This is a genomic window from Flexivirga sp. YIM B11880, from assembly GCF_058148645.1.
In genome coordinates, this window is sequence record NZ_JBMAMH010000009.1 from 1 (window position 1) to 21382 (window position 21382).

Consider the following 21382-nt stretch of genomic DNA (forward strand, 5'->3'; position numbering starts at 1 on the left):
ATGAAAAATCCGAAACATGGCTAAAAAATCGATCAAGAGCAAAAATGCTACAAAAACGATCAAAAACCAACAAACAATTGGCATCAATCACTCGACACGCTGTTGAGTTCTCAAAAAACGACCGCACCCTTTCGCTCTTCGCTTTCGCGTGTCGCTCTCGGGGCTCTTAAAACTTAACACTCTCTTCCGGCTCTTTCCAAATCGGCGTTTTCGGCGAGCCGAAGCGACCTGATCGATCGGAAGAAGAGTGGATTGCGTTGCTCGGAACCGGCCGCCGCAGCTTGCGCCGCTGGTGTCCGTGCCTCCCGGCGACGAGGATCTAGCTTACCCGATGTCCGCTGAGGCAGACAACTCGAAACCAGACCCTGCGCCCGTGAGCTCAGCCACACAACGACTCCGTCATGATGCCGTCGTCCACGAGGCGCAAGGAGAGACATTACCCAGCGGCCGTCCCCCACGCAAATCAGCTCCGGCCGGTCGGACTCGACCAGCCGGAGCCGGTGTGCGGGTGCTTGGCAGGCGGCTCAGGCAGGAGTACGGGCGGCGGCCAGGTGCTTGCGTCCGCGCTTGAGCAGCGCGACCTCGCCGTGGAGGAAGGCGGACTTGTCGAGCACCGCGTCCGCATCGGACACCTTGACGTTGTTGACCGAGACTCCCCCTTCACCGATCAGCCGACGCGCCGCATTACGGGAGTCCGCGATGCCGACCGCGATGAGTGCGTCCACCACGCTGGCACCGACCGGGACATGCGCCCCCGGCAGCTCGGCGGTCGCATCGCGCAGCGTCGAGGCATCCAACGCAGCCACGTCGCCCTTGCCGAACAGTGCTTCGGAGGCTGCCTGGACGGCGGCAGTGGCGTCGGCTCCGTGCACGAGGGTCGTCATCTCTGCGGCGACGGCCTTCTGCGCCGCCCTCCGGAACGGCGCCTCGCTCACCTGTCGGGCATAGTCGTCGATGGCCTGCTCGTCCAGCTCGGTGAACACCCGCATCTTGTCGATCACGTCGGCGTCGTCAAGGTTGATCCAGAACTGGTAGAAGGCGTAGGGCGACATACGGTCGGGGTTGAGCCACAGCGCGTTGCCTTCCGATTTGCCGTATTTGCGGCCGGCGGCGTCGGTGATCAACGGTGTCGTCATCGCGTGCACCGACACGCCTTCGACGGAGTGGATCAGGTCGACACCGGCCAGCAGATTGCCCCACTGGTCGCTTCCGCCGAGTTGCAGCGTGCAGCCCTCCGCGCGGTAGAGGTGCAGGTAGTCCAGGCCCTGCAGGATCTGGTAGCTGAACTCGGTGTAGCTGATGCCCTGGTCGCTGTTCAGCCGGCGCGCGACCGCTTCCTTCTTGATCATCGCGTTGACCCGGAAGTGCTTGCCGTAGTCGCGGAGGAAGTCGAGCGCGGAGATCGGCGCGGTCCAGTCCAGGTTGTTGACCATGGTCGCCGGGTTGTCGCCGTCGAAGTCCAGCAGCGATGCCGCCTGCTGACGGATCTTCTCGACCGCTTCGGCGACTTCTTCCTTGCTGCGCAGCACCCGCTCCGCCTCGGGTTTGGGATCGCCGATCAGCCCGGTGGAACCGCCGACGAGGCACAGGACCCGGTGCCCGGCCCGCTGCATCTTGCGCGCCACGATGAGCTGCACGAGGTTGCCGATGTGCAAGGAGTCGGCGGAGGGGTCGAAGCCGACATACATCGTGATCGGTCCGCTTCGAAGAGCACCGCGCAGTGACTCGAGATCGGTGGTCTGTGCCACCAGGCCTCGCCACTGCAACTCGTCGAAGATGTCGCTCACGATGTGTTCCGTCCTTTCGGTTCGTATGGCGGCGAACGGCCGCCGCGGCCAAGCCTGCCCTATGCCCCCGCGTCCCGACGACGCGGTTTCGCGGCTCGGTATGCCGAGACGGTCGGGTCGCCGGCGATCCAGAAGCGCCACGGGTATGTCGCGCCGTCGCCGCCGGGGCCGCTGACACCGACGCGCGGTCCCGACCGGATCGACGCCTCCGGCAGCGCGTCCTGGAACTCGACACGCACCGCGGAGCTCGGGTCGTGCAACGCGGTGCCGTTGTCACTCAGGACGATCCCGAGCGCCTGGGTCAGGCACGCCGGTCCGCGCCCGAGATTTCGGTCCGGGACGGCGCCCCGGCGTTCGCGGGCGAGTTCGATGCCGTCGACGATCTCACCGGCCCGCAGCAGAACGGCGGCAGCGGTGCCGTCCGGTCCACACACGTAGTTGCAGCAGATGTGCATGCCGTAGCTGAAATAGCAGTAGAGGTGACCGGCGGGGCCGAACATCACCTCGTTGCGAGGCGTGGGCCCCCGGAACGCGTGCGAGCCCGGGTCGCGCTGGCCGGCATACGCCTCGACCTCGGTGAGCCGAGCCGTGACGCCGCGGCCGACCAGGTGAGCTCCGAGCAACCGGTGCGCGGTGATGAAGGGCTCAGTGGTGAGCATCGATCCAGGCGAGGATCTGGGCGGCTGCCGCTTCGGGGGTGCTGACCGAGGTATCGAGTTGGAGGGCGTCGTCCGGCGCAGGGGTCGTGCCCTGGGCGATGATGTCGTCGATGCGTGACGGATCGCGCAGCTTGTTGCGGACGGCCCGGTCGGGCAGGCTCAACCGGTGGCGGATCTGCTCGGCGGCACAGCTGAGCCATACCGGGTAGAAGTCGGCACCGCGTCGTCCGGCCAGGTTCCTGATCTCGTCGGCGGCTCGTGCGTCCTCCGGGGTGTCGACCAGCCAGTTGGTGAAGATGTGCGAGACGTCGGCCGGCGCCGCGAGGACCGCTTCATGCACTATTGCGCGCACTCGTCCGGCCATCGGGATGGCCTGTGACGGCAGGTGTCCCCGTCCGTTGACGCCGAGCGCGGTGAACACCGGGTCGTTGATCAGGTGGTTGTCGATCAGCTTCGCACCGGAGCGCTCCGCGAGGGCGGCGCCGATGGTGCGTTTGCCACACGCGGGAGGGCCGACCAGCTGCACGATCATCGTCACGCCGGCAGTGTCGCACTCCTACGCCGTCGCCCAGTCGCGGGCCGTGGCCCCGGCGTCGCGGGCCTGCTGCAGCTGCTCGGCGACGCGCACCGGGGCAGTGCCGCCGGCGCTGTCCCGCGACGCCAAGGAACCCTCGACGCTCAATACGGAGCGAACGTCCGGTGTGAGTGCCGGATTGATCGCAGCCAGATCCTCGTCGGTCAGGTCCCACAGCTCGATGCCGCGCGACTCGCACACCCGCACGCACTCACCGGCCACCTCGTGCGCGACCCGGAACGGCACACCCTCCTTCACCAGCCACTCGGCCACATCGGTCGCGAGCGCAAAACCTTGCGGGGCAAGGGAACTCAGCCGCTCGGGGTGGAAGGTCAGCGTCGCGACCATGCCGGAGAAGGCGGGCAGCAGCACTTCGAGGGTGTCGACCGCGTCGAAGACGGGCTCCTTGTCCTCCTGCAGGTCGCGGTTGTAGGCGAGCGGGAGTGCCTTCAGCGTGGTCATCAGCCCCGCAAGATCGCCGATGAGCCGGCCCGCTTTCCCGCGAGCGAGTTCCGCGACGTCCGGGTTCTTCTTCTGCGGCATGATGCTCGAGCCGGTCGAGTAGGCGTCGTCGAGGGTGACGAAGGAGAACTCTTTGGTCGCCCAGAGCACGACCTCCTCGGCGATCCGGGAGATGTCGACAGCCGCCATGGCGGACACGAACGCGAACTCTGCGACGAAGTCGCGGCCCGCGGTGCCGTCGATCGAGTTGCGGCTCGACCTGCTGAAGCCGAGGTCCTTGGCGACCGCCAAAGGATCCAGCCCCAGCGATGATCCCGCCAGCGCCCCTGACCCGTATGGCGATTCGTCTGCCCGGCGGTCCCAGTCGCGGAACCGATCGACGTCCCGCAGCAGCGCCCACGCGTGCGCGAGCAGGTGATGCGCGAGCAGCACCGGTTGTGCGTGCTGCAGGTGCGTACGGCCCGGCATCGGGACGTCGAGGTGCTGCGCCGCCTGGGCAATGAGGGCGTCCACGACGTCCAGCAGCAGCGCGGACACCGACCTGGCGTGGTCGCGCAGGTACATGCGAAACAGCGTGGCTACTTGGTCGTTGCGGGACCGGCCGGCGCGCAGCCGGCCGCCGACGTCCGCTCCCGCACGCTCGATCAGCCCGCGCTCGAGAGCGGTGTGCACGTCCTCGTCGTCCGGAGCGGGCACGAATGCACCGCTGCGCACGTCGGCTGCCAGCCGGTCCAGCGCGGCCAGCATGGCCGTCAGCGTCTCGTCGTCCAGCAGGCCGGCGGCGTGCAGCACCCTGGAGTGGGCCTTGGAGCCGGCGATGTCGTACGGCGCCAGACGCCAGTCGAAATGGGTCGACTTCGAGAGCGCTGCCAAGGCATCGGCCGGTCCGCCGGCGAAGCGCCCACCCCACAAGCTCAATCGTTCTTCGGCGTCGGTCACTGCATGCTCACTCTCGGTTGTCGTTGATAGAGGGTCGGAGGGTGTCGATACGGGCTCGGCCAGCGCCTCGCCCTACTCGACCGACAGAGGGTTCAGCCGTCGGCCGCCAGGTCCAGCAGGCGGTCGCTCACCTCGGCCGCCGTGCCGTCGGCGGCGATGATCAGGATGGTGTCGTCCCCGGCGATCGTGCCGAGCACATCAGGCAGGTGCGCATGGTCGATCGCGGACGCCAGGAAATTGGCGGCTCCCGGCGGAGTTCGCAGGACAACCAGATTGCCCGAAATCGTTGCTGTCACCAACAGATCGGCACAGATGCGCCGCAACCGGTTGTCCGCCTCCGACGCGTCGGCACCGGTGACCAGCGCGCGGTCACCGCCTTCACCGGGCACGGCATAGACCTGCTGCCGGCCGAGGCGAACCTTGACGGCGCCGAGGTCCAGCAGGTCCCGCGACAGCGTCGCCTGAGTGACCTGGATGCCGTCGGCCTTCAGGCGTTGCGCCAGCGACGCCTGCGAACCGATCGACTCGCGGGTCAGGATGTCGACGATGCGCTGCTGGCGTGCAGCCCGGCTGCTGGCCAGCGAGCTGTCGTTGGTCATCGCGCTCTCGCCATCGGCGCGTAAAAGCTCATGATTCGAGCAAGAACGACAGCACGGCCTTCTGAGCGTGCAGGCGGTTCTCGGCCTCGTCCCAGACCACCGATTGCGGGCCGTCGATCACCTCCGCACTGATCTCGAAACCTCGGTAGGCGGGCAGGCAGTGCATCACGATGGCGTCCTGCGCTGCATGACCCAGCAGGCCGGTGTCGACGGCGAACTTGCCGAACGGACTCTCGACGCCCTTGCGGTCGCCGGCCTCCGCCTCCTGGCCCATCGAGACCCAGGTGTCGGTGATCACCACGTCAGCGCCCAGCACGGCCGCGATCGGGTCGTCGGTGACCTGCACGGAGCCCCCGGTCGTCGCGGCGATCTCGCCCGCCCGCTGCAGGATGTCGGCCCGGGGCTGGTGCGTCCCGGGTGCTCCGATGCGCACGTGCATCCCTGCCGTGGCACCGCCGAGCAGATAGGAGTGGGCCATATTGTTGGCGCCGTCGCCGACATACGTCATGGTCAGGGCGGGGAGCGTGCCCTTGTGCTCGGTGATCGTCAGCAGGTCGGCCAGGATCTGACACGGGTGGAAGTCGTCGGTGAGCGCATTCACTACGGGGACAGTCGAATTCGCGGCCATCTCCTCGATGCTGGACTGCCCGTAGGTGCGCCATACGATCGCGGCGACCTGGCGCTCGATCACCCGCGTCACGTCGGCGATCGACTCCCGGCTGCCGATCTGGGCGAGGTTGCCGTCGATGACCATCGGATGGCCACCGAGCTCGGCGACGCCCACGGTGAAGGACAGCTGGGTGCGCAGCGTCGGCTTGTCGAAGATGAGCGCAACGGCGCGCGGGCCCGCGAGCGGACGCAGCGCGAACCGGTCGGCCTTGAGACGCGCGGCGCGCTCCAGCACCGCCGCCTGCTCGGCCGGGGTCAGGTCGTCGTCACGCAGAAAATGCCGCACGCTCACTGTGTTGCCTCCTCGACGATGCTGGGCAGCGCGGCCACGAAGTCGTCCAGCTGCTCTGACTGCACGACGAGCGGGGGTGCGAGCCGAATCGCGGCCGGCGCAACGGGGTTGATGATGTAGCCGGCGTCGCGGGCCACCGTCGCAACGGCCGCACTGATCGGCTGGTCGAAGGTGATCGCGCGGAGCAGGCCCTGCCCGCGGACGCCGGTGACGTGCGGTATGCCGGCGGCGGCGACGGCAGCCTCGAGGTGCTCCCCCATCTGCGTCGCGTGCTCGAGCAGCCGCTCGTCCTCGATGCTGCCCAGCACTGCCAGCCCGGCAGCGGCCGCCAGCGGGTTGCCGCCGAAGGTGGTGCCGTGCTGGCCGGCCGTCAACAACGCCGACACGTCCGGCCCGAAGGTGATCATCGCCCCGATCGGCACCCCGCCGCCCAGGCCCTTGGCGATGGTGATCGCATCGGGCACGATCCCCGCGTGCTGGAACGCGAACCATTTGCCGGTCCGGCCGATCCCGGTCTGAATCTCGTCGATGATCAGCAAAGCACCTGCAGCAGAGGTGATTTCACGGGCCTGCCGGAGGAAATCCGCCGCCGGTGCGATGACACCTGCCTCGCCCTGCACCGGCTCGAGGACGACGGCGCTCGTCGTCTCGTCGACCGCCGACCGGAGCGCGTCGACGTCGTCATACGGCACGTGGACCACTCCGGGGAGCAACGGCTCGAACGGCTCGCGGTAGGCCGCCTTGTGCGTCAGCGCCAGCGCGCCCGTCGTCCGGCCGTGAAAAGCGTGTTCGGCGGCGACGATGCCAGTCCGGCCGGTGCGGCGGGCCAGCTTGATGGCCGCCTCGACGGCCTCCGTGCCGGAGTTGGCGAAGAAGACCCTCGAGCCCTCAGGAGCGTCACTGATCTGCAGCAGCCGCTCGGCGAGCAGGACCTGTCCGGGTGAGGTGAAGAGGTTGGAGATGTGCACCGCCTCGGACGCCTGCTTGGAGACGGCGGCCACCAGAGCCGGGTGGCCGTGACCGAGCGCGCTGACGGCGATGCCGCCCACGAGGTCGAGGTAGCGGTGGCCGTCGACGTCCCAGACGTAGCAGCCGTCGCCGTGCGACAGCACCAGCGGTGGTGTGCCGAAGACGCCGAGAATGGTGTCCGAATAACGTTGCAGCCACTGATCGTTCAGGCTCATTGCGGCTCCGTGGGTTCGTCGGGGAGGACCATCGTGCCGATGCCCTCGTCTGTGAAGATCTCCAGCAAGATCGAGTGCGCCGACCGGCCGTCCACGACGTGCGTCTGCGGCACGCCGCCGCGAATCGCGCGGACGCACGCCTCCAGCTTCGGGACCATGCCGGCGTCGACGCGCTGCATCAACTCCTCGGCCTGGCTGACCGGAAGGGAGCTGAGCAGACTGTCCTTGTCCGGCCAGTCCGCGTAGACGCCCTCGACGTCGGTCAGCACGACGAGCTTGTGTGCGCCGAGCGCGACCGCGAGGGCCGCTGCGGCTGTGTCGGCGTTGACGTTCAGGACTTCGCCGTCCACGTCCAGATCGGGCGCCACCGACGACACGACGGGGATCCGTCCGGCAGCCAGAATGTCCTGCACGGCGTCGGGATTGACGGTGACGACGTCACCGACGTGGCCGATGTCGACCGTCTCACCGTCGACGACGGCGCCCCGGCGCCGCGCTCCGAACAGGGCGCCGTCCTCGCCCGACATACCGACCGCGAGCGGGCCGTGCTGGTTGATCAGCCCGACGAGTTCGCGGGACACCTGGCCGGTCAGCACCATGCGGACGACGTCCATCGCCTCGGTCGAGGTGACCCGGAGGCCGCCCTTGAACTCCGACTCGATGCCGAGCCGGTCGAGCATGGCCTGGATCTGCGGTCCACCCCCGTGGACGACGACCGGTCGCAGACCGGCATAGCGCAGGAAGGCGACGTCCTGGGCGAATGCGGCCTTGAGCTCGTTGTCGACCATGGCGTTGCCGCCGTACTTGACGACCACGAGCGCGCCGCGGAAGCGTTCCAGCCAGGGCAGCGCCTGGACGAGGGTGGTGGCTTTGACGGCCGCAGTGGCGAGGTCGGTCGGGATTCGCTTCATGTGGAGTAGGCCGAGTTCTCGTGGACGTAGTCGTGGGTCAGGTCGTTGGTCCAGATCGTCGCGGTCTCGTCGCCCGAGTCCAGGTCGACAACGATGTGCACCGCACGCGCGGTCAAGTCGACCAGGTTGCGATCGTCACCGACGCCGCCGTCGCGGCATACCTGAATCCCGTTGATGGACACGGCGAGCCGGCTCGGCTCGAACGCTGCCTGCGTCGTGCCGACTGCGGCGAGGATGCGGCCCCAGTTGGGGTCCTGCCCGAAGATCGCACACTTGAAGAGATTGTTGCGGGCGATGGACCGGCCGACCTCGAGCGCGTCCTGCAGCGTCGCCGCGTGCGTGACCTCGATCTCGATGTCATGAGCCGCCCCCTCGGCATCACCGATGAGCTGTCGGGCCAGGTCCGCACACACACCGGTCAGGGCGGCACCGAACTGCCCCGGGTCCGGACGGATACCGGACGCGCCCGATGCCATGAGCAGCACCGTGTCGTTGGTGGACTGGCAGCCGTCGGAGTCGATCCGGTCGAACGTCTGCGCGGTGGCCGCGCGCAATGCCGCGCCTGCCTCCGCCGCGTCGACGAGCGCGTCCGTCGTGATCACGACGAGCATCGTCGCGAGCGCGGGTGCCAGCATCCCGGCGCCCTTCGCCATCCCGCCGACTGACCAGCCGTCGCCGGCCGCCAGTGCCTGTTTCGGCACCGTGTCGGTCGTCATGATCGCCTCGGCCGCAGACGGGCCGCCTTCCGGCGACAGCGTTTTCACGGCCGCGTCGGCGCCCGCGAGCAGCGTGTCCATCGGCAGCAACTCACCGATCAGGCCGGTGGAGCACACCACGACGTCACCCGCGGAGATGCCCAGCTGCTCGGCGAGGTGCTCGGCAGTCGCGTGGGTGTCCGCGAAGCCTTGTGCTCCGGTGATCGCGTTGGCGCCACCGGAGTTGAGGATCACCGCGTCGACCCGGCCATCGCTCACCACCTGACGCGACCATGTCACGGGCGCGGCTTCGACCCGGTTGCTCGTGAAGACGGCTGCGCCGACGTGTTCGGGACCGTCGTTGACGACCACGGCCACGTCCGGTTTGCCGCTGGCCTTCAGTCCGGCGGTGACGCCCGCCGCCCGGAAGCCCTTGGCCGCAGTGACACTCATGGGTTGATTCCTTCGCTTGCTGAGAACCGCGTCACGGCGCAACGCCTGCGGTGGGGAGGCCGAGGGCTTCGTCGAATCCCCGTGCCAGGTTCAGCGATTGGACCGCTCCGCCGGCAGTGCCCTTGGTGAGGTTGTCCTCGGCGGCGACTGCGATGAGCCGCCCGACGCGCTCGTCGACAGTCACCTGCAACTGGACGTTGTTGGAGCCGACCACTGCACCGGTCGAGGGCCAGACGCCCTCGGGCAGCAGGTGCACGAACGTCTCCGCGTCATACGCCTCCTGGTAGGCGGCGCGCACGGACGAGGCGGTGACACCCGGCGCGAGGGCGGCCGAGCAGGTGGCCAGGATGCCGCGAGGCATCGGCGCGAGCGTCGGCGTGAAGGACACCCGCACATCGCTGCCTGCGGCGCGGCTGAGGTTCTGCTCGATCTCGGGAGTATGGCGGTGGGCGCCACCCACTCCGTAGGGGCTCATCGCACCCATGACCTCCGCGCCCAGCAGATGCGGCTTCAGCGACTTGCCGGCACCCGACGTCCCGCTGGCGGCAACGATGACCACATCGGACGTGGCGACGCTCGCCGCGAATGCCGGTGCGAGGGCCAGCGAGCAGGCGGTGGGATAACAGCCCGGCACCGCCATGCGTGACTGGCCGACGAGCTGCGCGCGCTGCTTCTGTCCGCCCTCGACGATCAGCTCGGGGAGGCCGTAGGCCCAGGTGCCCGCGTGGTCACTGCCGTAGAAGTGTTGCCAGGCCTGCGGATCGGCCAACCGGAAGTCCGCACCGCAGTCGATGATCGTGACGTCGTCACCCAGTTGACCGGCGATCGCGGCAGAGGCGCCGTGCGGCAGGGCGAGGAAGACGACGTCGTGGCCCGACAGCGTCTCGGCGGTGGTGGGTTCGAGGACCCGGTCCGCGAGCGGCGCCAGCTGCGGCTGGTGCTGACCCAGCCGGTCACCGGCCGACGAGGCCGCAGTAACGGCGCCGATCGACACCTCGGGGTGGCCGATCAGCAGACGAAGGATCTCACCGCCGGCATAGCCACTGGCTCCGGCGACCGCAACTGACAACACCTGCATGACTATACATGATCTCGCATAGTCATGCCGTCTCGGGTGCGATGCCCCACACCGGCTCCGCGCGGCCCATCCCGAGAGGCTCACAAACTGCCGAGAGGCTCAGAAATCCGCATGTCCCGGCCCGCTGTTAGTGAGCCTGTCGAGTCGTTTCTGAGCCTCTCGCGGATGGGTGGGGTGTGATTCAGACGCGCTGGACCGCGCCGGTGGCCGCGGCCGCCGATGCGACGGCCGCGTCGCGGGCGGCGTTGACCTCCTCGGTCGTGAGGGTACGGTCCGGCGCACGGAAGCCCATCCGGTAGGCGAGCGACTTCTTGCCCTCTCCGGTCTGGTCGCCCTGGTAGGCGTCGAACAGCACCACCGATTCCAGCAACGGGCCGGCACCTTCGCGGAGCGCGGATTCGACTGCGCCAGCGGTCATCTCGCGATCGACGACGAGCGCGACATCGCTGTGTGCGAGCGGCATGGTGCTGATCGGCACGGATGTCACGGCGCGGTCGCTCGCGGCGACGAGGACGTCCAGGTCGATCTCGGCACCGACCGTGCGAGCGGGCAGACCGAGTCGCTGGAGCACCTTGGGGTGCAGTTCGCCCGCGTGGCCGATCAGTGTTCCGTCGGCCAGAGTGAACTGCGCGCAGCGGCCCGGATGGTATGGCGCATCAACAGCCGCGCTGACCTGCACCGGCACGGCGAGCGCCTCCGCGATGTTGCGCACCGCCGCGATGACGTCGCTCCAGTCGGCGGCCCGGCCGGCACCCCACCAGCCGCTCCGGACAGCCTCACCCGCCATGAGCAGGCCGAGGTGGCGTGGCTGCGGCGGCACTGCGGCGCGGATCCGGGCCAGCAGGTCGGGCCCGGGGAACACACCGACCGGAGAGGTCGGCGCGGGCTGTTGCCCGTCCTCCAGGGCGACCACGAGTCCCTGCTCGAAGAGCGCGACGTCCTTGATGCCGCGGGCGATGTTGCGCTTGAGGGCGTCCACCATCGTCGAGAGGATCGAGATCCGCATGAGCGGCTGTTCCTCGGAGAGCGGATTGGCGATCCGCACGGTGCGTGCCCGCGCGGCGTCAGCCGGGTAGCCCAGTGCCTCGTGCCGCTCGTCGCTGACGAACGGTGCTGACCACACCTCCGAAAAGCCCTGCGCGGCCAGCACGTTGGTGACCAATCGGCGCACCTGCTGGCCGTGGGTGAGCCCGCGGCCGCCGGGCGGTGTCGGGAGCACGGACGGGATCCGGTCATAGCCGACCACCCGTGCCACCTCCTCCACGAGGTCGGGACCGGTCTGCAGGTCAGGTCGCCAGGATGGTGCGGTCACCTGCCAGATGGCCGAGCTCGAGTCGACCTCGCACCCGACGTCCTGCAGCACGCGGCGGACCTGCTCGTCGTCATACGACATGCCGACGAGGGCGGAGGCGAGAGCCGGGTCGAAGCGGATCGGCGCCGGCCCGGTGGTGTTGTCGACGTCGGTCACTCCGCTGTCAGCGGTGCCGCCCCCGAGCTCGACGAGCAGTTGCACGGCCAACTCGACGGCTGCCGGCGCGAGCTGGGGGTCGACGCCGCGCTCGAAACGTCGCGACGCTTCCGAGGGCAGCTTGTGCCGCCGGGCGGAGCGGGCGACGGTGATCGGGTCGAAGTGCGCACCTTCGATGAGCAGGTCGGTGGTGGCGTCACTCACCTCGGAGTCCAACCCGCCCATGACTCCGGCGATGCCCAGACCGCGCTCGCCGCCCTCAGTGATGAGCAGGTCCTCCGGGAAGAGCGAACGCTCAGCGCCGTCAAGCGTTTTCAGCTTCTCACCGGCACGCGCGCGCCGGACGACGATCGGTCCGTCGATCGTCGCCAGGTCGTAGGCGTGCAACGGCTGGCCGAGACCGAGCATCACGTAGTTGGTGATGTCAACCGGCAAGGAGATCGGCCGCATGCCGGCCTCGGTCAGCCGGGTGGCCATCCAGGTCGGGGTCGGCGCCGCGACATCGACCCCGCGCACGATGCGCGCGACGAAACGGTCGCAGCCGACGGTGCCGCGCAGTGGTGCGTCGTCCGCGATCCGCACCGGGTGGCCGCCGGCGTTGCCCGCAGGCGCGGCCTTGGCGAGCTGGGCGGCCGGGTCAGTGAACGGCAGGTCCCGGGACAGCGCGTATTCGCGCGCCACTCCCCGGATCGCGAAGCAGTAGCCGCGGTCCGGGGTGACGTTGATCTCGACCGTCTCGCGGTCCAGGCCGAGCAGCGGTATGGCGTCCTGTCCCGGCTTCAGGTCTGCGCCCGGCACCCGCTCGGCGAGCCGGATGATGCCGCCCGAACCGTCGTCGGGCAGACCCAGCTCGTCCGCGGCACAGATCATGCCGGCCGAGACGTGGCCGTAGGTCTTGCGCGCCGAGATCGCAAAGCCGCCAGGCAGTTCCGCACCCGGCAGCACCACGACGACGAGGTCACCGACCGCGAAGTTGTGCGCGCCGCAGACGATGCCCTGCGGCTCTCCGGTGCCGTTCGCGGCACCGACGTCGACCGTGCACCAGTTGATCGTCTTGCCGTTCTTCTGCGGCTCCGGCTGCATGGTGAGCACCTTGCCGACCACCAGCGACCCGGTGACCTCACCGCCGTGCAGACCTTCTTCTTCCAGGCCCACTCGCACCAGCGCCGCTGCCACCTCGGCACCGGTCGCATCGGACGGCAGCTCGACATAGTCGCCCAGCCAATCCAACGGAATGCGCATCAGATCTCCATCCCGAACTGCGCGTCGAAACGTACGTCGCCCTCGATCAGCTCCCGCATGTCCGACTGACCGGTGCGGAACTGCAGCGCCCGGTCGATGCCCATGCCGAAGGCGAATCCGGTGTAGACGTCCGGATCGATACCGCAGGCGCGCAACACGTTTCGGTTGACCATGCCGCAGCCACCCCACTCGATCCAGCCGGTGCCGCTGCACGAGCGGCAGTCGGGGTCGGTGCCCCGGCATACGAAGCAGCGCAAATCCATCTCGGCCGACGGCTCGGTGAAGGGGAAGAACGACGGACGCAGCCGGGTGGTGATGCCGTCGCCGAACAGCTCGCTCGCCATCCGGTCGAGGGTGCCCTTGAGGTGCGCCATGGTGATGCCCTTGTCGACCGCGATGCCCTCGATCTGGTGGAAGGCCGGCATGTGCGTCGCGTCGAGGTCGTCGGTGCGGTAGACGCGGCCGATGCACCCGACGTACAGCGGCACACCACGTTCGAGCAGTGAGCGCGCCTGCACGGGAGAGGTGTGCGTCCGCAGCACCAGACCGCTGTCCTCGGGCGCAATGTAGAAGGTGTCCTGCATCTGCCGTGCCGGGTGATCGACGTCGAAGTTGAGGGCGTCGAAGTTGAACCACTCCGCCTCGACCTCGGGTCCTTCGGCAATCTCCCAGCCCATGCCCACCAGCAGGTCCGCGATCCGCTCCCCCATCAGGTCGACCGGGTGCCGACGCCCGAGCGGCCGGCGGCCGGGCACCATCGTCACGTCGACGGCTTCCTCGACGAGGATGCGCTCATCGCGCTCGGTCTCCAGCTGCGCCTGCCGCTCCTTGAGCGCTGCGCCGACCCGCCCGCGTGCCTGGCCGACCCGCTTGCCCGCCTCCGCCTTCGCCGACGGCGGTAGCGCGCCGATCTCGCGGTTGGCCAGCGCGAGCGGGCTCTTGTCGCCCTGGTGCGCGGTCCGCGCGAGCTTCAGCTCGTCGAGGGTGCCGGCCGCGGCGAACGCCTCCAGCGCCTGCTGGACGGCGTGCTCGATGGCGGCGGGGTCGAGAGCGGCCACCTCGACGGGATCGTATGACGTGTTCGGACCTGACACGGTCGGTAAGTCTAGGTGGTCGGTGGGCGCGGGACCTCAGCCGCTCACCGGCGCTCGGCGCTGGCGTACATGCAGACGGTCGCGGCGATCGCGAGGTTGAGCGACTCGGCGTGCCCGTGGATCGGCACCCGGACGACCTCGTCGGCGAGCTCGCGAGTGGACTGTTCGAGGCCCCATGCCTCGTTGCCCATCAGCCAGGCGTGCGGTCCGGAGAGGTCGGCGTCCGGCAACAGGGTGCGGCCGGCGCCGTCCGCGGCGAGCACCCGGCGTCCGCGGGCACGGCAGGCGGTGATCAGGTCGGTGACAGCGCCGCCGACCGCGATCGGCAGGTGCCACAACGATCCCGCGGTCGAACGCACCACCTTGGGGTTGTAGAGGTCGACGCTCGCATCGGACAGGATCACGGCGCGGGCACCCGCGGCGTCGGCGCTGCGTATGACGGTGCCGGCGTTGCCAGGGTCACGCACGTGCGCCAGCACGACGACGAACCCGTCGTCGGCCGCGAGCGCACGGTCCACCGGGACATCGACCGGTCGGCACACCGCGACGATGCCCTGCGGGTGCTGGGTGTCGACGAGCGCACTCATGACGGCCGAATCACACTGATGCACAGGTGGATCTGGCTGCTCGACGAGTTGCAGCAGTTCGCGATGCCGATCCAGGGAGGAACTCTCGACATACAGGTCGACAACGCTGTGCGGTGCGAACCGCAGCACCTCCCGGACGCCTTGCGGCCCGTCGACCACGAAGCGGCCGGTCCGCTGACGCGCCGAACGCCGGCCCAGCGCCCGGACCGCCTTCACCCGCTCCGCGCGGGGATTGGTGAGGACGGACAAGGCTGCCGTGGCCGGCGTTCGAGAAATGAGTGGTGCGGTGTCAGGCGACCGAGTCGGCCTGCGCATCGCTGGTCGCGGGCACGTTCGCGCGGGCGATCTCGACCAGCGCGGCGAACGCCGCGGCGTCGTTGACGGCCAGCTCGGCGAGCATGCGACGGTCGACCTCGACCTCGGCGGCCTTCAGGCCCTGGATGAACCGGTTGTACGTCATGCCGTTGGCGCGGGCACCGGCGTTGATCCGCTGGATCCAGAGGCGACGGAAGTCGCCCTTCCGGGCGCGGCGGTCACGGTAGCTGTAGCCAAGACTGTGGGTGACCTGCTCCTTGGCCTTGCGGTAGAGCCGCGAACGCTGACCCCGGTAGCCGCTCGCCTGCTCCAGAACGGTGCGGCGCTTCTTCTGGGCGTTGACCGCCCGCTTCACGCGTGCCACGTGAATCTCCTTCTAGTTGCTAGTGGTTCGTCACTCAGGCCGCAGAGCGGCCATCGGACTCGGTGAAGTGGGTGTTACTTGCCCAGCAGCTTCTTGATCTTCTTGCTGTCGGGTGCCGACGCCTCGATGTCGGGCACCAGGCGCCGCGCGGAGCGGCTGGAACGCTCCTGGAACTTGTGCACGTGGCGTGCACGCTGCCGAATGACCTTGCCCGACCCGCTGATCTTGAAGCGCTTCTTGGCGCCGCTGTGGGTCTTCATCTTCGGCATAGCCGATCTCCTTCGTTACGTGACGTACCCGCCCGCCGTGAGGCAGGGCCGGCTTGCGAACTCACGCGCTGGTGGCGCGAGGTGGCTCAGGGAAGCCTGGCTGAATCAAGTTCAGGCTTCGGCGTTCGCGGTCTGCTCCGCTTGCGCCTGCTCGCGGCGGCGACGGCCTTCGGCCCGTGCCTCCGCCTTCTTCTTGGTCGGTCCCAGCACCATGATCATGTTGCGGCCGTCCTGCTTGGGCGCGCTCTCCACGAAGCCCAGCTCCTGGACGTCGTCGGCGAGACGCTGCAGCAGCCGGAAACCGAGCTCCGGCCGGGACTGTTCACGTCCGCGGAACATGATGGTCACCTTGACCTTGTCGCCCGCCGACAGGAACCGCTCGACGTGGCCCTTCTTGGTGCCGTAGTCGTGCGGGTCGATCTTCGGGCGGAGCTTGATCTCCTTGATGACGGTGTTGACCTGGTTCTTGCGCGACTCGCGGGCTTTCATGGCGGCTTCGTACTTGAACTTGCCGTAGTCCATGAGCTTTGCCACGGGCGGCTTGGCCATGGGTGCGACCTCGACCAGGTCCAGGTCTGCTTCGGCGGCCAGTCGCAGCGCGTCCTCGACGCGCACGATGCCGACCTGCTCTCCGTTCGGCCCAACCAACCGCACTTCCGGGACCCGGATGCGGTCGTTGATACGAGGCTCAGCGCTGATGTGAAGCTCCTTCGTTCGTGGTCATTTGCTCTCGGGAAACGAAGAAAGGCTCCTCGTCACCCATCGGGTGCTCGAGAAGCCTCAGCCGCAGCACAGCCGGCGCGCTGGTCACTGCCCGTCATACGACGTGAACGGCGACGTGCTCGTCACTGGACCGGACCTGGCGACATGTCTGCCGCGCGAGGTGGAAGCTTCCGCTTCTCTTGCACACTGCTTCGGCTCACACCGGAGCAGTCGGTGCCACTATGGTACCGCCCGTCCGGGGGCGAGACGAAATCGGGCCGTCCGAGACCCTCCCGACAGCGGCGCGAAAAGGCCCCGCGCGTCAGGTCTCTCCCCTAGCATATCGACCGACTGCCCGACCAACCGACTGCGACCGCTGAAGGAGAGCCGTCCGCCGATGCGCAACTCGTTCCGCCGCTTCCTGCGCGGCGTCGTCGCCCTGTCCGCGGTGGCTGCTGCGGTTGCCGGCGGGTCGGCGATGGCGCAGCCCGGACACCACACACCATCGGCAGCGCCCAGCCCGGGCAGACCGTTCATCGGGGTGATCTTCGCCCCACGTGCCAGCCAGCAGGGTTGCACGGCTACCGTCATCAACTCGCACACCGGCGATCTGGTGCTCACCGCCGCGCATTGCGTGTCGGGCTCCGGCGTGGGGTGGACGTTCGTGCCCGACTGGCACAGCGGCGCTACCCCGGAAGGCCGCTGGACGGTCACCGCCGCCTACGCTCTGCCCGATTGGCTGCGGGACCAGGACCCGCAGCAGGACATGGCGATGCTGAAGGTCGCACCCCGAACCATCGACGGCGAGCCGCGAACGGTGCAATCGGTCACCGGCGCGGCGGACATCGGACTCGCACCCGCATCCGGGCAGCGGGTCACCGACATCGCCTACAACAACGACGCCGACGAGCCGATCGACTGCACCACTACCGTCTACTGGACGAAGGGGCACCCCAGTTTCGACTGCCACGGCTACGTGGGCGGCAGCAGTGGCAGCCCGTGGCTGGTCACCGACGGCGAACGGCCCAAGGTCGTCGGCATGATCGGCGGCCTCAACCAAGGCGGCTGCGTCGAGTCGACGTCATACTCCTCGGCGTTCGGCGACAACATCGTGTCGCTGTGGTTGCACGCCGAGGGCGCACTCCACGGCGACGTGCTGCCCGCACCGGATCCCGACGGCTGCTGAGCCCGCCCCGGCACGGTGCGCCATGCCGGGGCGGGCCGGCTCGTTCAGCCAGCCGGGACGAGTTCGTCGCGCTGCGCTGGTGGCTCGACGGCGGCGGCCGGCTGGTCCAGCATGCTCTCGTCGAACGGCGCCGTGCCGCTCAGCACCGCGTCCAGTTGCACTCGGTCCAGGTTGCCGGTCCAGTGCCCGACGAGCACAGTAGCGATCGAGTTGCCGGCGAAGTTGGTCAGCGCGCGCGCCTCGCTCATCATCCGGTCGATGCCGACGATGAGCCCGACACCCTCGACCAGGTCGGGACGGTGCGACTGCAGTCCGCCGGCCAGCGTGGCGAGACCCGCGCCGGTGACGCCCGCGGCACCCTTGGAGGCGATCACCATGAAGATCAGCAGTGAGATCTGCTGCCCCAGGCTGAACGGTTTGTCGAGCGCGTCGGCGATGAACAGCGACCCCATCGTCAGGTAGATCGCGGTGCCGTCCAGGTTGAACGAGTATCCGGTCGGCACGGTGATGCCGACGACCGGCCGGGAGACGCCGAGGTGCTCCATCTTGGCGATCAGCCGAGGCAGCGCCGACTCGGACGACGACGTCGACAGGATCAGCAGGAACTCGCGGCCCAGGTAGCGCAGCAGCGAGAAGACGTTGACCCGCGCGCACACCCAGAGAATGGCGCCCAGCACGCCGAAGACGAAGATCGCGCAGGTGATGTAGAACGCGATCATCACGACCGCCAGACCCTGCAGTGCTTTCCATCCGGTGGCGCCGACCACCGCCGCCATCGCGCCGAAGGCGCCGACCGGCGCGACATACATGATCATCTGCATCAGCTTGAAGACCAGCCGCTCACAGTGCTTGATGCCGGCCAGGATCGGCTCACCGGCCGGGCCGAGCTTCTGCAACGCGAACCCGACGAGCAACGCGACGAGCAGCGTCTGCAGCACCGACCCCGAGGTCAGCGACGAGACCAGGGTGTCCGGCACCAGCCCGAGGACGAAGTCGACGGTGCCGGTCGCCTCGGAGCTGACCTGGCTGTGCCCGGTGGCGGCGAGTTCCCTGGTGAGGTGCAGGCCCGCGCCGGGATGTATGACGTTGCCGACCACCAGCCCGATCGCGAGCGCCACCGTCGACATGGCCAGGAAGTAGCCGAGCGCCAGACCACCGATCCGGCCGACCTGTGCCGCTTTGCGGACCGAGCCGATCCCGAGCACGATCGTGCAGAAGATGATCGGTGAGATCATCATCTTGATGAGGTTGACGAAGCCGGTGCCGAGCCATTTCAGCTGCACGCCGAAGTCCGGCCAGATGAGGCCGACGGCGATGCCCGCCACCATGGCGGCGACGACGGCGACATACAAGTAGTGCGTTCGGTCTTTGCGATGCGGTGGCGTCCCGTCCGCCGCGGTCTTCTGCACAGTGATGCTCATTGCGGGTCTCCCATGACTCATGTCCCCGGTCCGGGTGAGGGGAACGTCCACGACAATGGCCGCTGACGTGACGGCGGTCACGCTTGTGTTCATTGAGTTCACCGGAGGCAGCTGATGACGGGAGCCAGGACGTGGCGAGGCGGCGTGCTGCGATCACCGCGCCGCTGGTCGGTCGCCACCCAGACTTTCGCGCTCCAGGTCGTCGTCGCGCTGCTGGTGATCGCTGCCGGCGTCGGCGGCGCGTTCCTGCAGGCCAGCCGCTACAGCACCAACCGCGCGACCGCGCAGGTGCTGGCGGTGGCCCGCTCGGTCGCCGCCACCCCCGAGGTCGTCGCGGCGTTGCACAGCGCCGACCCGTCGGCGACCCTGCAACCACTCGCCGAGCGCATCCGGAAGCGGACCGGCACCGACTTCGTGGTGATCATGAGTCCGGCCGGCATCCGCTACAGCCACCCGAATCCCGCCCAGATCGGGCACCGTTTCGTCGGGCACATCGCACCCGCCGTCGCCGGCGGTGAGGTGGTCGAGGACTACACCGGCACGCTCGGCCCGTCCCGCCGCTGCGTCGTGCCGGTCACCGACCACGGCACGGTCATCGGTCTGGTCTCGGTCGGGATCCGCAAGGAGGCGGTCAGCCACCGGGTGAGCGAGCAGCTGCCGGGTGTGCTGGGCGCGGGGCTTGCGGCAGCACTGCTGGTGGGTTTCGGCACCGCGCTGGTCACCCGCCGGGTGCGGCGGCAGACCCACGGGCTGCGAGCTCAGGAGCTGCAGCAGATGTACGACTACTACGACGCGGTGCTGCACGCGGTGACCGACGGGTTGCTGCTCACCGACCTGACCGGCCGGATCCGGATCGCGAACGACGAAGCGGTGCGGCTGCTCCGGCTGCCCGAGCACTTCACCGAGCGGGCACCCGATCGGCTCGGTCTGCCGGAGCCGATGGTCGCGACGCTCACCGACGACGCGCCCCGTCACGACGAGCTGCAGATCGCCGGCGGACGCACGCTGGTCGTCAGCAAGGCCGTCGTGGCGCCCGCCGAGAAGCCGCTCGGGTATGTCGTCACCATGCGCGACAGGACCGAACTCGTGGCGCTGACAGGCGAGCTGGACTCCGCGCGCAGTCTGACCGAGGCGCTCCGGTCCCAGACCCACGAGGCGTCCAACCGGCTGCACACGATCGTCTCGCTCATCGAGCTCGGTCACACCGACCGGGCGCTCACCTTCGCGACCGAAGAACTCGACCAGGCTCAGGGACTCGCCGACCGTGTCGTGGATGCGGTGGACGGCGAACCCGCCCTCACCGCCCTGCTCCTCGGCAAGGCCGCGCAGGCGCGGGAGCGCGGCATCACCCTGCAGATCGATCGGCACACCTGCTGGCCGGAGAACGCGGCACCCACCGGGGACCTCGTGACGATCGTCGGAAACCTGGTGGACAACGCCTTCGACGCCGTCGCCGAGCTCCCGGGCGAGCGGGTCGTCCGCTTCGCCGCCGAGGTCGCCGACGGCTGGGCGACGTTGAGCGTGACCGACAACGGCCCCGGACTGAGCGGTGACGCGGAGGAGGCGTTCCGGCGCGGTTACTCGACCAAGGAGTCCGGTCAGGCGGGCCGGCGCGGGGTCGGTCTGGCGCTGGTCGCGCAGGCCGTGGACCGGTTGCACGGAACGATCGACGTACTCGGGCCGCCCACGCGTTTCGTCATACGACTGCCCGCGCCGGAAGGAGGCTCCGATGCCTGAGCTGCAGGTGCTCGTCGTGGAGGACGAGCCGATCGCCGCCGAGGCGCACACCGCGTATGTCGGTCGGGTCGACGGCTTCCGCGTGGTCGCGACCGTCGGCAGCTGCCACGACGCGATCCAGGTGCTGCAGGACACGCCGGTCGACGTGGTGCTGCTCGACATGAACCTGCCCGACCGGCACGGGCTGGAGATCCTGCGAGCGCTGCGCTCGGCTCGGCACCGGGCGGACGTCATCGCCGTGACCTCGGCCCGCGAGCTGGACATCGTGCGGTCGGCCGTCTCCCTGGGCGTGGTGCAGTACGTCCTCAAGCCGTTCACCTTCGCGACGCTGCGCGACCGCCTCGAGGCCTACCGCGCGTATGTCGAACGGGCGGCTCGCGGATCGGCCGTGGCCAGTCAGTCGGAGGTGGACGAGATGCTCGGTGTCCTGCGGCCGACCGGCCCGGTGCCGCTGCCCAAGGGCCTGTCGGAGGAGATGCTCGTGCGGGTCAGCACCGTGCTGCGCGAGCACGACGGTGCCCTGTCCGCCCGGGACCTGGCCGAACGACTACCGGTGAGCCGCGTGACGGTCCGCCGCTACGCGGAGTATCTGTGCGAGGCGGGCCTCGCCGCGCGACGTTCGCGGTATGCCGGGGCCGGCCGCCCGGAGGTGGAGTACCACTGGGTGTGAGCCGCTGGTCGAATGTGTGCGTTTC

Annotated in this window: 20 protein-coding genes; 3 read left to right on the forward strand and 17 right to left on the reverse strand. The window is 68.9% G+C overall.

Annotation, left to right across the window (positions count from 1 at the left end; genetic code table 11):
• Nucleotides 1-524: 524 nt before the first annotated feature.
• The 16 genes from tyrS to infC form a co-directional block, all read right to left on the reverse strand.
• Complete coding sequence (gene tyrS / locus ACN8HC_RS13450) at nt 525-1787, reverse strand: tyrosine--tRNA ligase (protein WP_490075349.1); 1263 nt, start codon at nt 1785-1787, stop codon at nt 525-527.
• A gap of 59 nt (nt 1788-1846) precedes the next feature.
• Entirely contained in the window at nt 1847-2446 is a 600-nt protein-coding gene (locus tag ACN8HC_RS13455; protein WP_490075350.1) for a DNA-3-methyladenine glycosylase, read from the reverse strand.
• Nucleotides 2433-2984: a P-loop nucleotide/nucleoside kinase family protein gene (locus ACN8HC_RS13460; protein ID WP_490075351.1), complete on the reverse strand. Its 552-nt coding sequence runs from the start codon at nt 2982-2984 to the stop codon at nt 2433-2435. The genes ACN8HC_RS13455 and ACN8HC_RS13460 overlap by 14 nt, the downstream gene beginning before the upstream one ends.
• Before the next feature lie 18 nt (nt 2985-3002).
• Entirely contained in the window at nt 3003-4421 is a 1419-nt protein-coding gene (gene argH / locus ACN8HC_RS13465) for an argininosuccinate lyase (RefSeq protein WP_490075352.1), read from the reverse strand.
• A gap of 92 nt (nt 4422-4513) precedes the next feature.
• Nucleotides 4514-5020 carry an arginine repressor gene (locus ACN8HC_RS13470; RefSeq protein WP_490075353.1) on the reverse strand — a complete coding sequence of 169 codons (507 nt, stop codon included), beginning with the start codon at nt 5018-5020 and terminating at the stop codon, nt 4514-4516.
• Between the two features lie 28 nt (nt 5021-5048).
• Entirely contained in the window at nt 5049-5975 is a 927-nt protein-coding gene (gene argF, locus ACN8HC_RS13475) for an ornithine carbamoyltransferase (RefSeq protein WP_490075483.1), read from the reverse strand.
• Between the two features lie 2 nt (nt 5976-5977).
• Complete coding sequence (locus ACN8HC_RS13480; protein ID WP_490075354.1) at nt 5978-7165, reverse strand: acetylornithine transaminase; 1188 nt, start codon at nt 7163-7165, stop codon at nt 5978-5980.
• Nucleotides 7162-8076 (reverse strand): acetylglutamate kinase, encoded by a 915-nt coding sequence (gene argB, locus ACN8HC_RS13485; RefSeq protein ID WP_490075355.1) that lies wholly within the window; start codon nt 8074-8076, stop codon nt 7162-7164. The genes ACN8HC_RS13480 and argB overlap by 4 nt, the downstream gene beginning before the upstream one ends.
• Nucleotides 8073-9224 carry a bifunctional glutamate N-acetyltransferase/amino-acid acetyltransferase ArgJ gene (gene argJ / locus ACN8HC_RS13490; RefSeq protein WP_490075356.1) on the reverse strand — a complete coding sequence of 384 codons (1152 nt, stop codon included), beginning with the start codon at nt 9222-9224 and terminating at the stop codon, nt 8073-8075. The genes argB and argJ overlap by 4 nt, the downstream gene beginning before the upstream one ends.
• Nucleotides 9225-9255: 31 nt before the next feature.
• Nucleotides 9256-10302, reverse strand: coding sequence for an N-acetyl-gamma-glutamyl-phosphate reductase (argC, locus tag ACN8HC_RS13495; protein ID WP_490075357.1), 1047 nt, complete (start codon nt 10300-10302; stop codon nt 9256-9258).
• A gap of 181 nt (nt 10303-10483) precedes the next feature.
• Nucleotides 10484-13012 (reverse strand): phenylalanine--tRNA ligase subunit beta, encoded by a 2529-nt coding sequence (pheT, locus tag ACN8HC_RS13500; protein ID WP_490075358.1) that lies wholly within the window; start codon nt 13010-13012, stop codon nt 10484-10486.
• On the reverse strand, nt 13012-14106 hold the full coding sequence (gene pheS / locus ACN8HC_RS13505) for a phenylalanine--tRNA ligase subunit alpha (protein ID WP_490075359.1): 1095 nt from the start codon (nt 14104-14106) through the stop codon (nt 13012-13014). Before pheS ends, pheT begins: the two co-directional genes overlap by 1 nt.
• A gap of 44 nt (nt 14107-14150) precedes the next feature.
• Nucleotides 14151-14942, reverse strand: coding sequence for a TrmH family RNA methyltransferase (locus ACN8HC_RS13510; protein WP_490075360.1), 792 nt, complete (start codon nt 14940-14942; stop codon nt 14151-14153).
• A 40-nt stretch (nt 14943-14982) separates the two neighbouring features.
• Nucleotides 14983-15372, reverse strand: coding sequence for a 50S ribosomal protein L20 (gene rplT, locus ACN8HC_RS13515; RefSeq protein ID WP_490075361.1), 390 nt, complete (start codon nt 15370-15372; stop codon nt 14983-14985).
• Nucleotides 15373-15446: 74 nt separating this feature from the next.
• A complete protein-coding gene (gene rpmI, locus ACN8HC_RS13520) occupies nt 15447-15641 on the reverse strand; it encodes a 50S ribosomal protein L35 (RefSeq protein WP_490075362.1) in 195 nt (64 codons plus the stop codon).
• 111 nt (nt 15642-15752) lie between these two features.
• Nucleotides 15753-16340 carry a translation initiation factor IF-3 gene (gene infC, locus ACN8HC_RS13525; RefSeq protein WP_490075484.1) on the reverse strand — a complete coding sequence of 196 codons (588 nt, stop codon included), beginning with the start codon at nt 16338-16340 and terminating at the stop codon, nt 15753-15755.
• A gap of 400 nt (nt 16341-16740) precedes the next feature.
• Here infC and ACN8HC_RS13530 point away from each other — a divergent pair, with 400 nt between their 5' ends.
• Entirely contained in the window at nt 16741-17529 is a 789-nt protein-coding gene (locus ACN8HC_RS13530) for a trypsin-like serine peptidase (protein WP_490075363.1), read from the forward strand.
• A 44-nt stretch (nt 17530-17573) separates the two neighbouring features.
• Here the strand turns inward: ACN8HC_RS13530 and ACN8HC_RS13535 are convergent, their stop codons facing one another.
• Nucleotides 17574-18950: a cation:dicarboxylate symporter family transporter gene (locus ACN8HC_RS13535; protein ID WP_490075364.1), complete on the reverse strand. Its 1377-nt coding sequence runs from the start codon at nt 18948-18950 to the stop codon at nt 17574-17576.
• A gap of 114 nt (nt 18951-19064) precedes the next feature.
• Here ACN8HC_RS13535 and ACN8HC_RS13540 point away from each other — a divergent pair, with 114 nt between their 5' ends.
• Together ACN8HC_RS13540 and ACN8HC_RS13545 are read left to right on the forward strand one after the other, a co-directional pair.
• Nucleotides 19065-20687 carry a sensor histidine kinase gene (locus ACN8HC_RS13540; protein WP_490075365.1) on the forward strand — a complete coding sequence of 541 codons (1623 nt, stop codon included), beginning with the start codon at nt 19065-19067 and terminating at the stop codon, nt 20685-20687.
• On the forward strand, nt 20680-21357 hold the full coding sequence (locus ACN8HC_RS13545; RefSeq protein WP_490075366.1) for a response regulator: 678 nt from the start codon (nt 20680-20682) through the stop codon (nt 21355-21357). The genes ACN8HC_RS13540 and ACN8HC_RS13545 overlap by 8 nt, the downstream gene beginning before the upstream one ends.
• Nucleotides 21358-21382 lie beyond the last annotated feature (25 nt).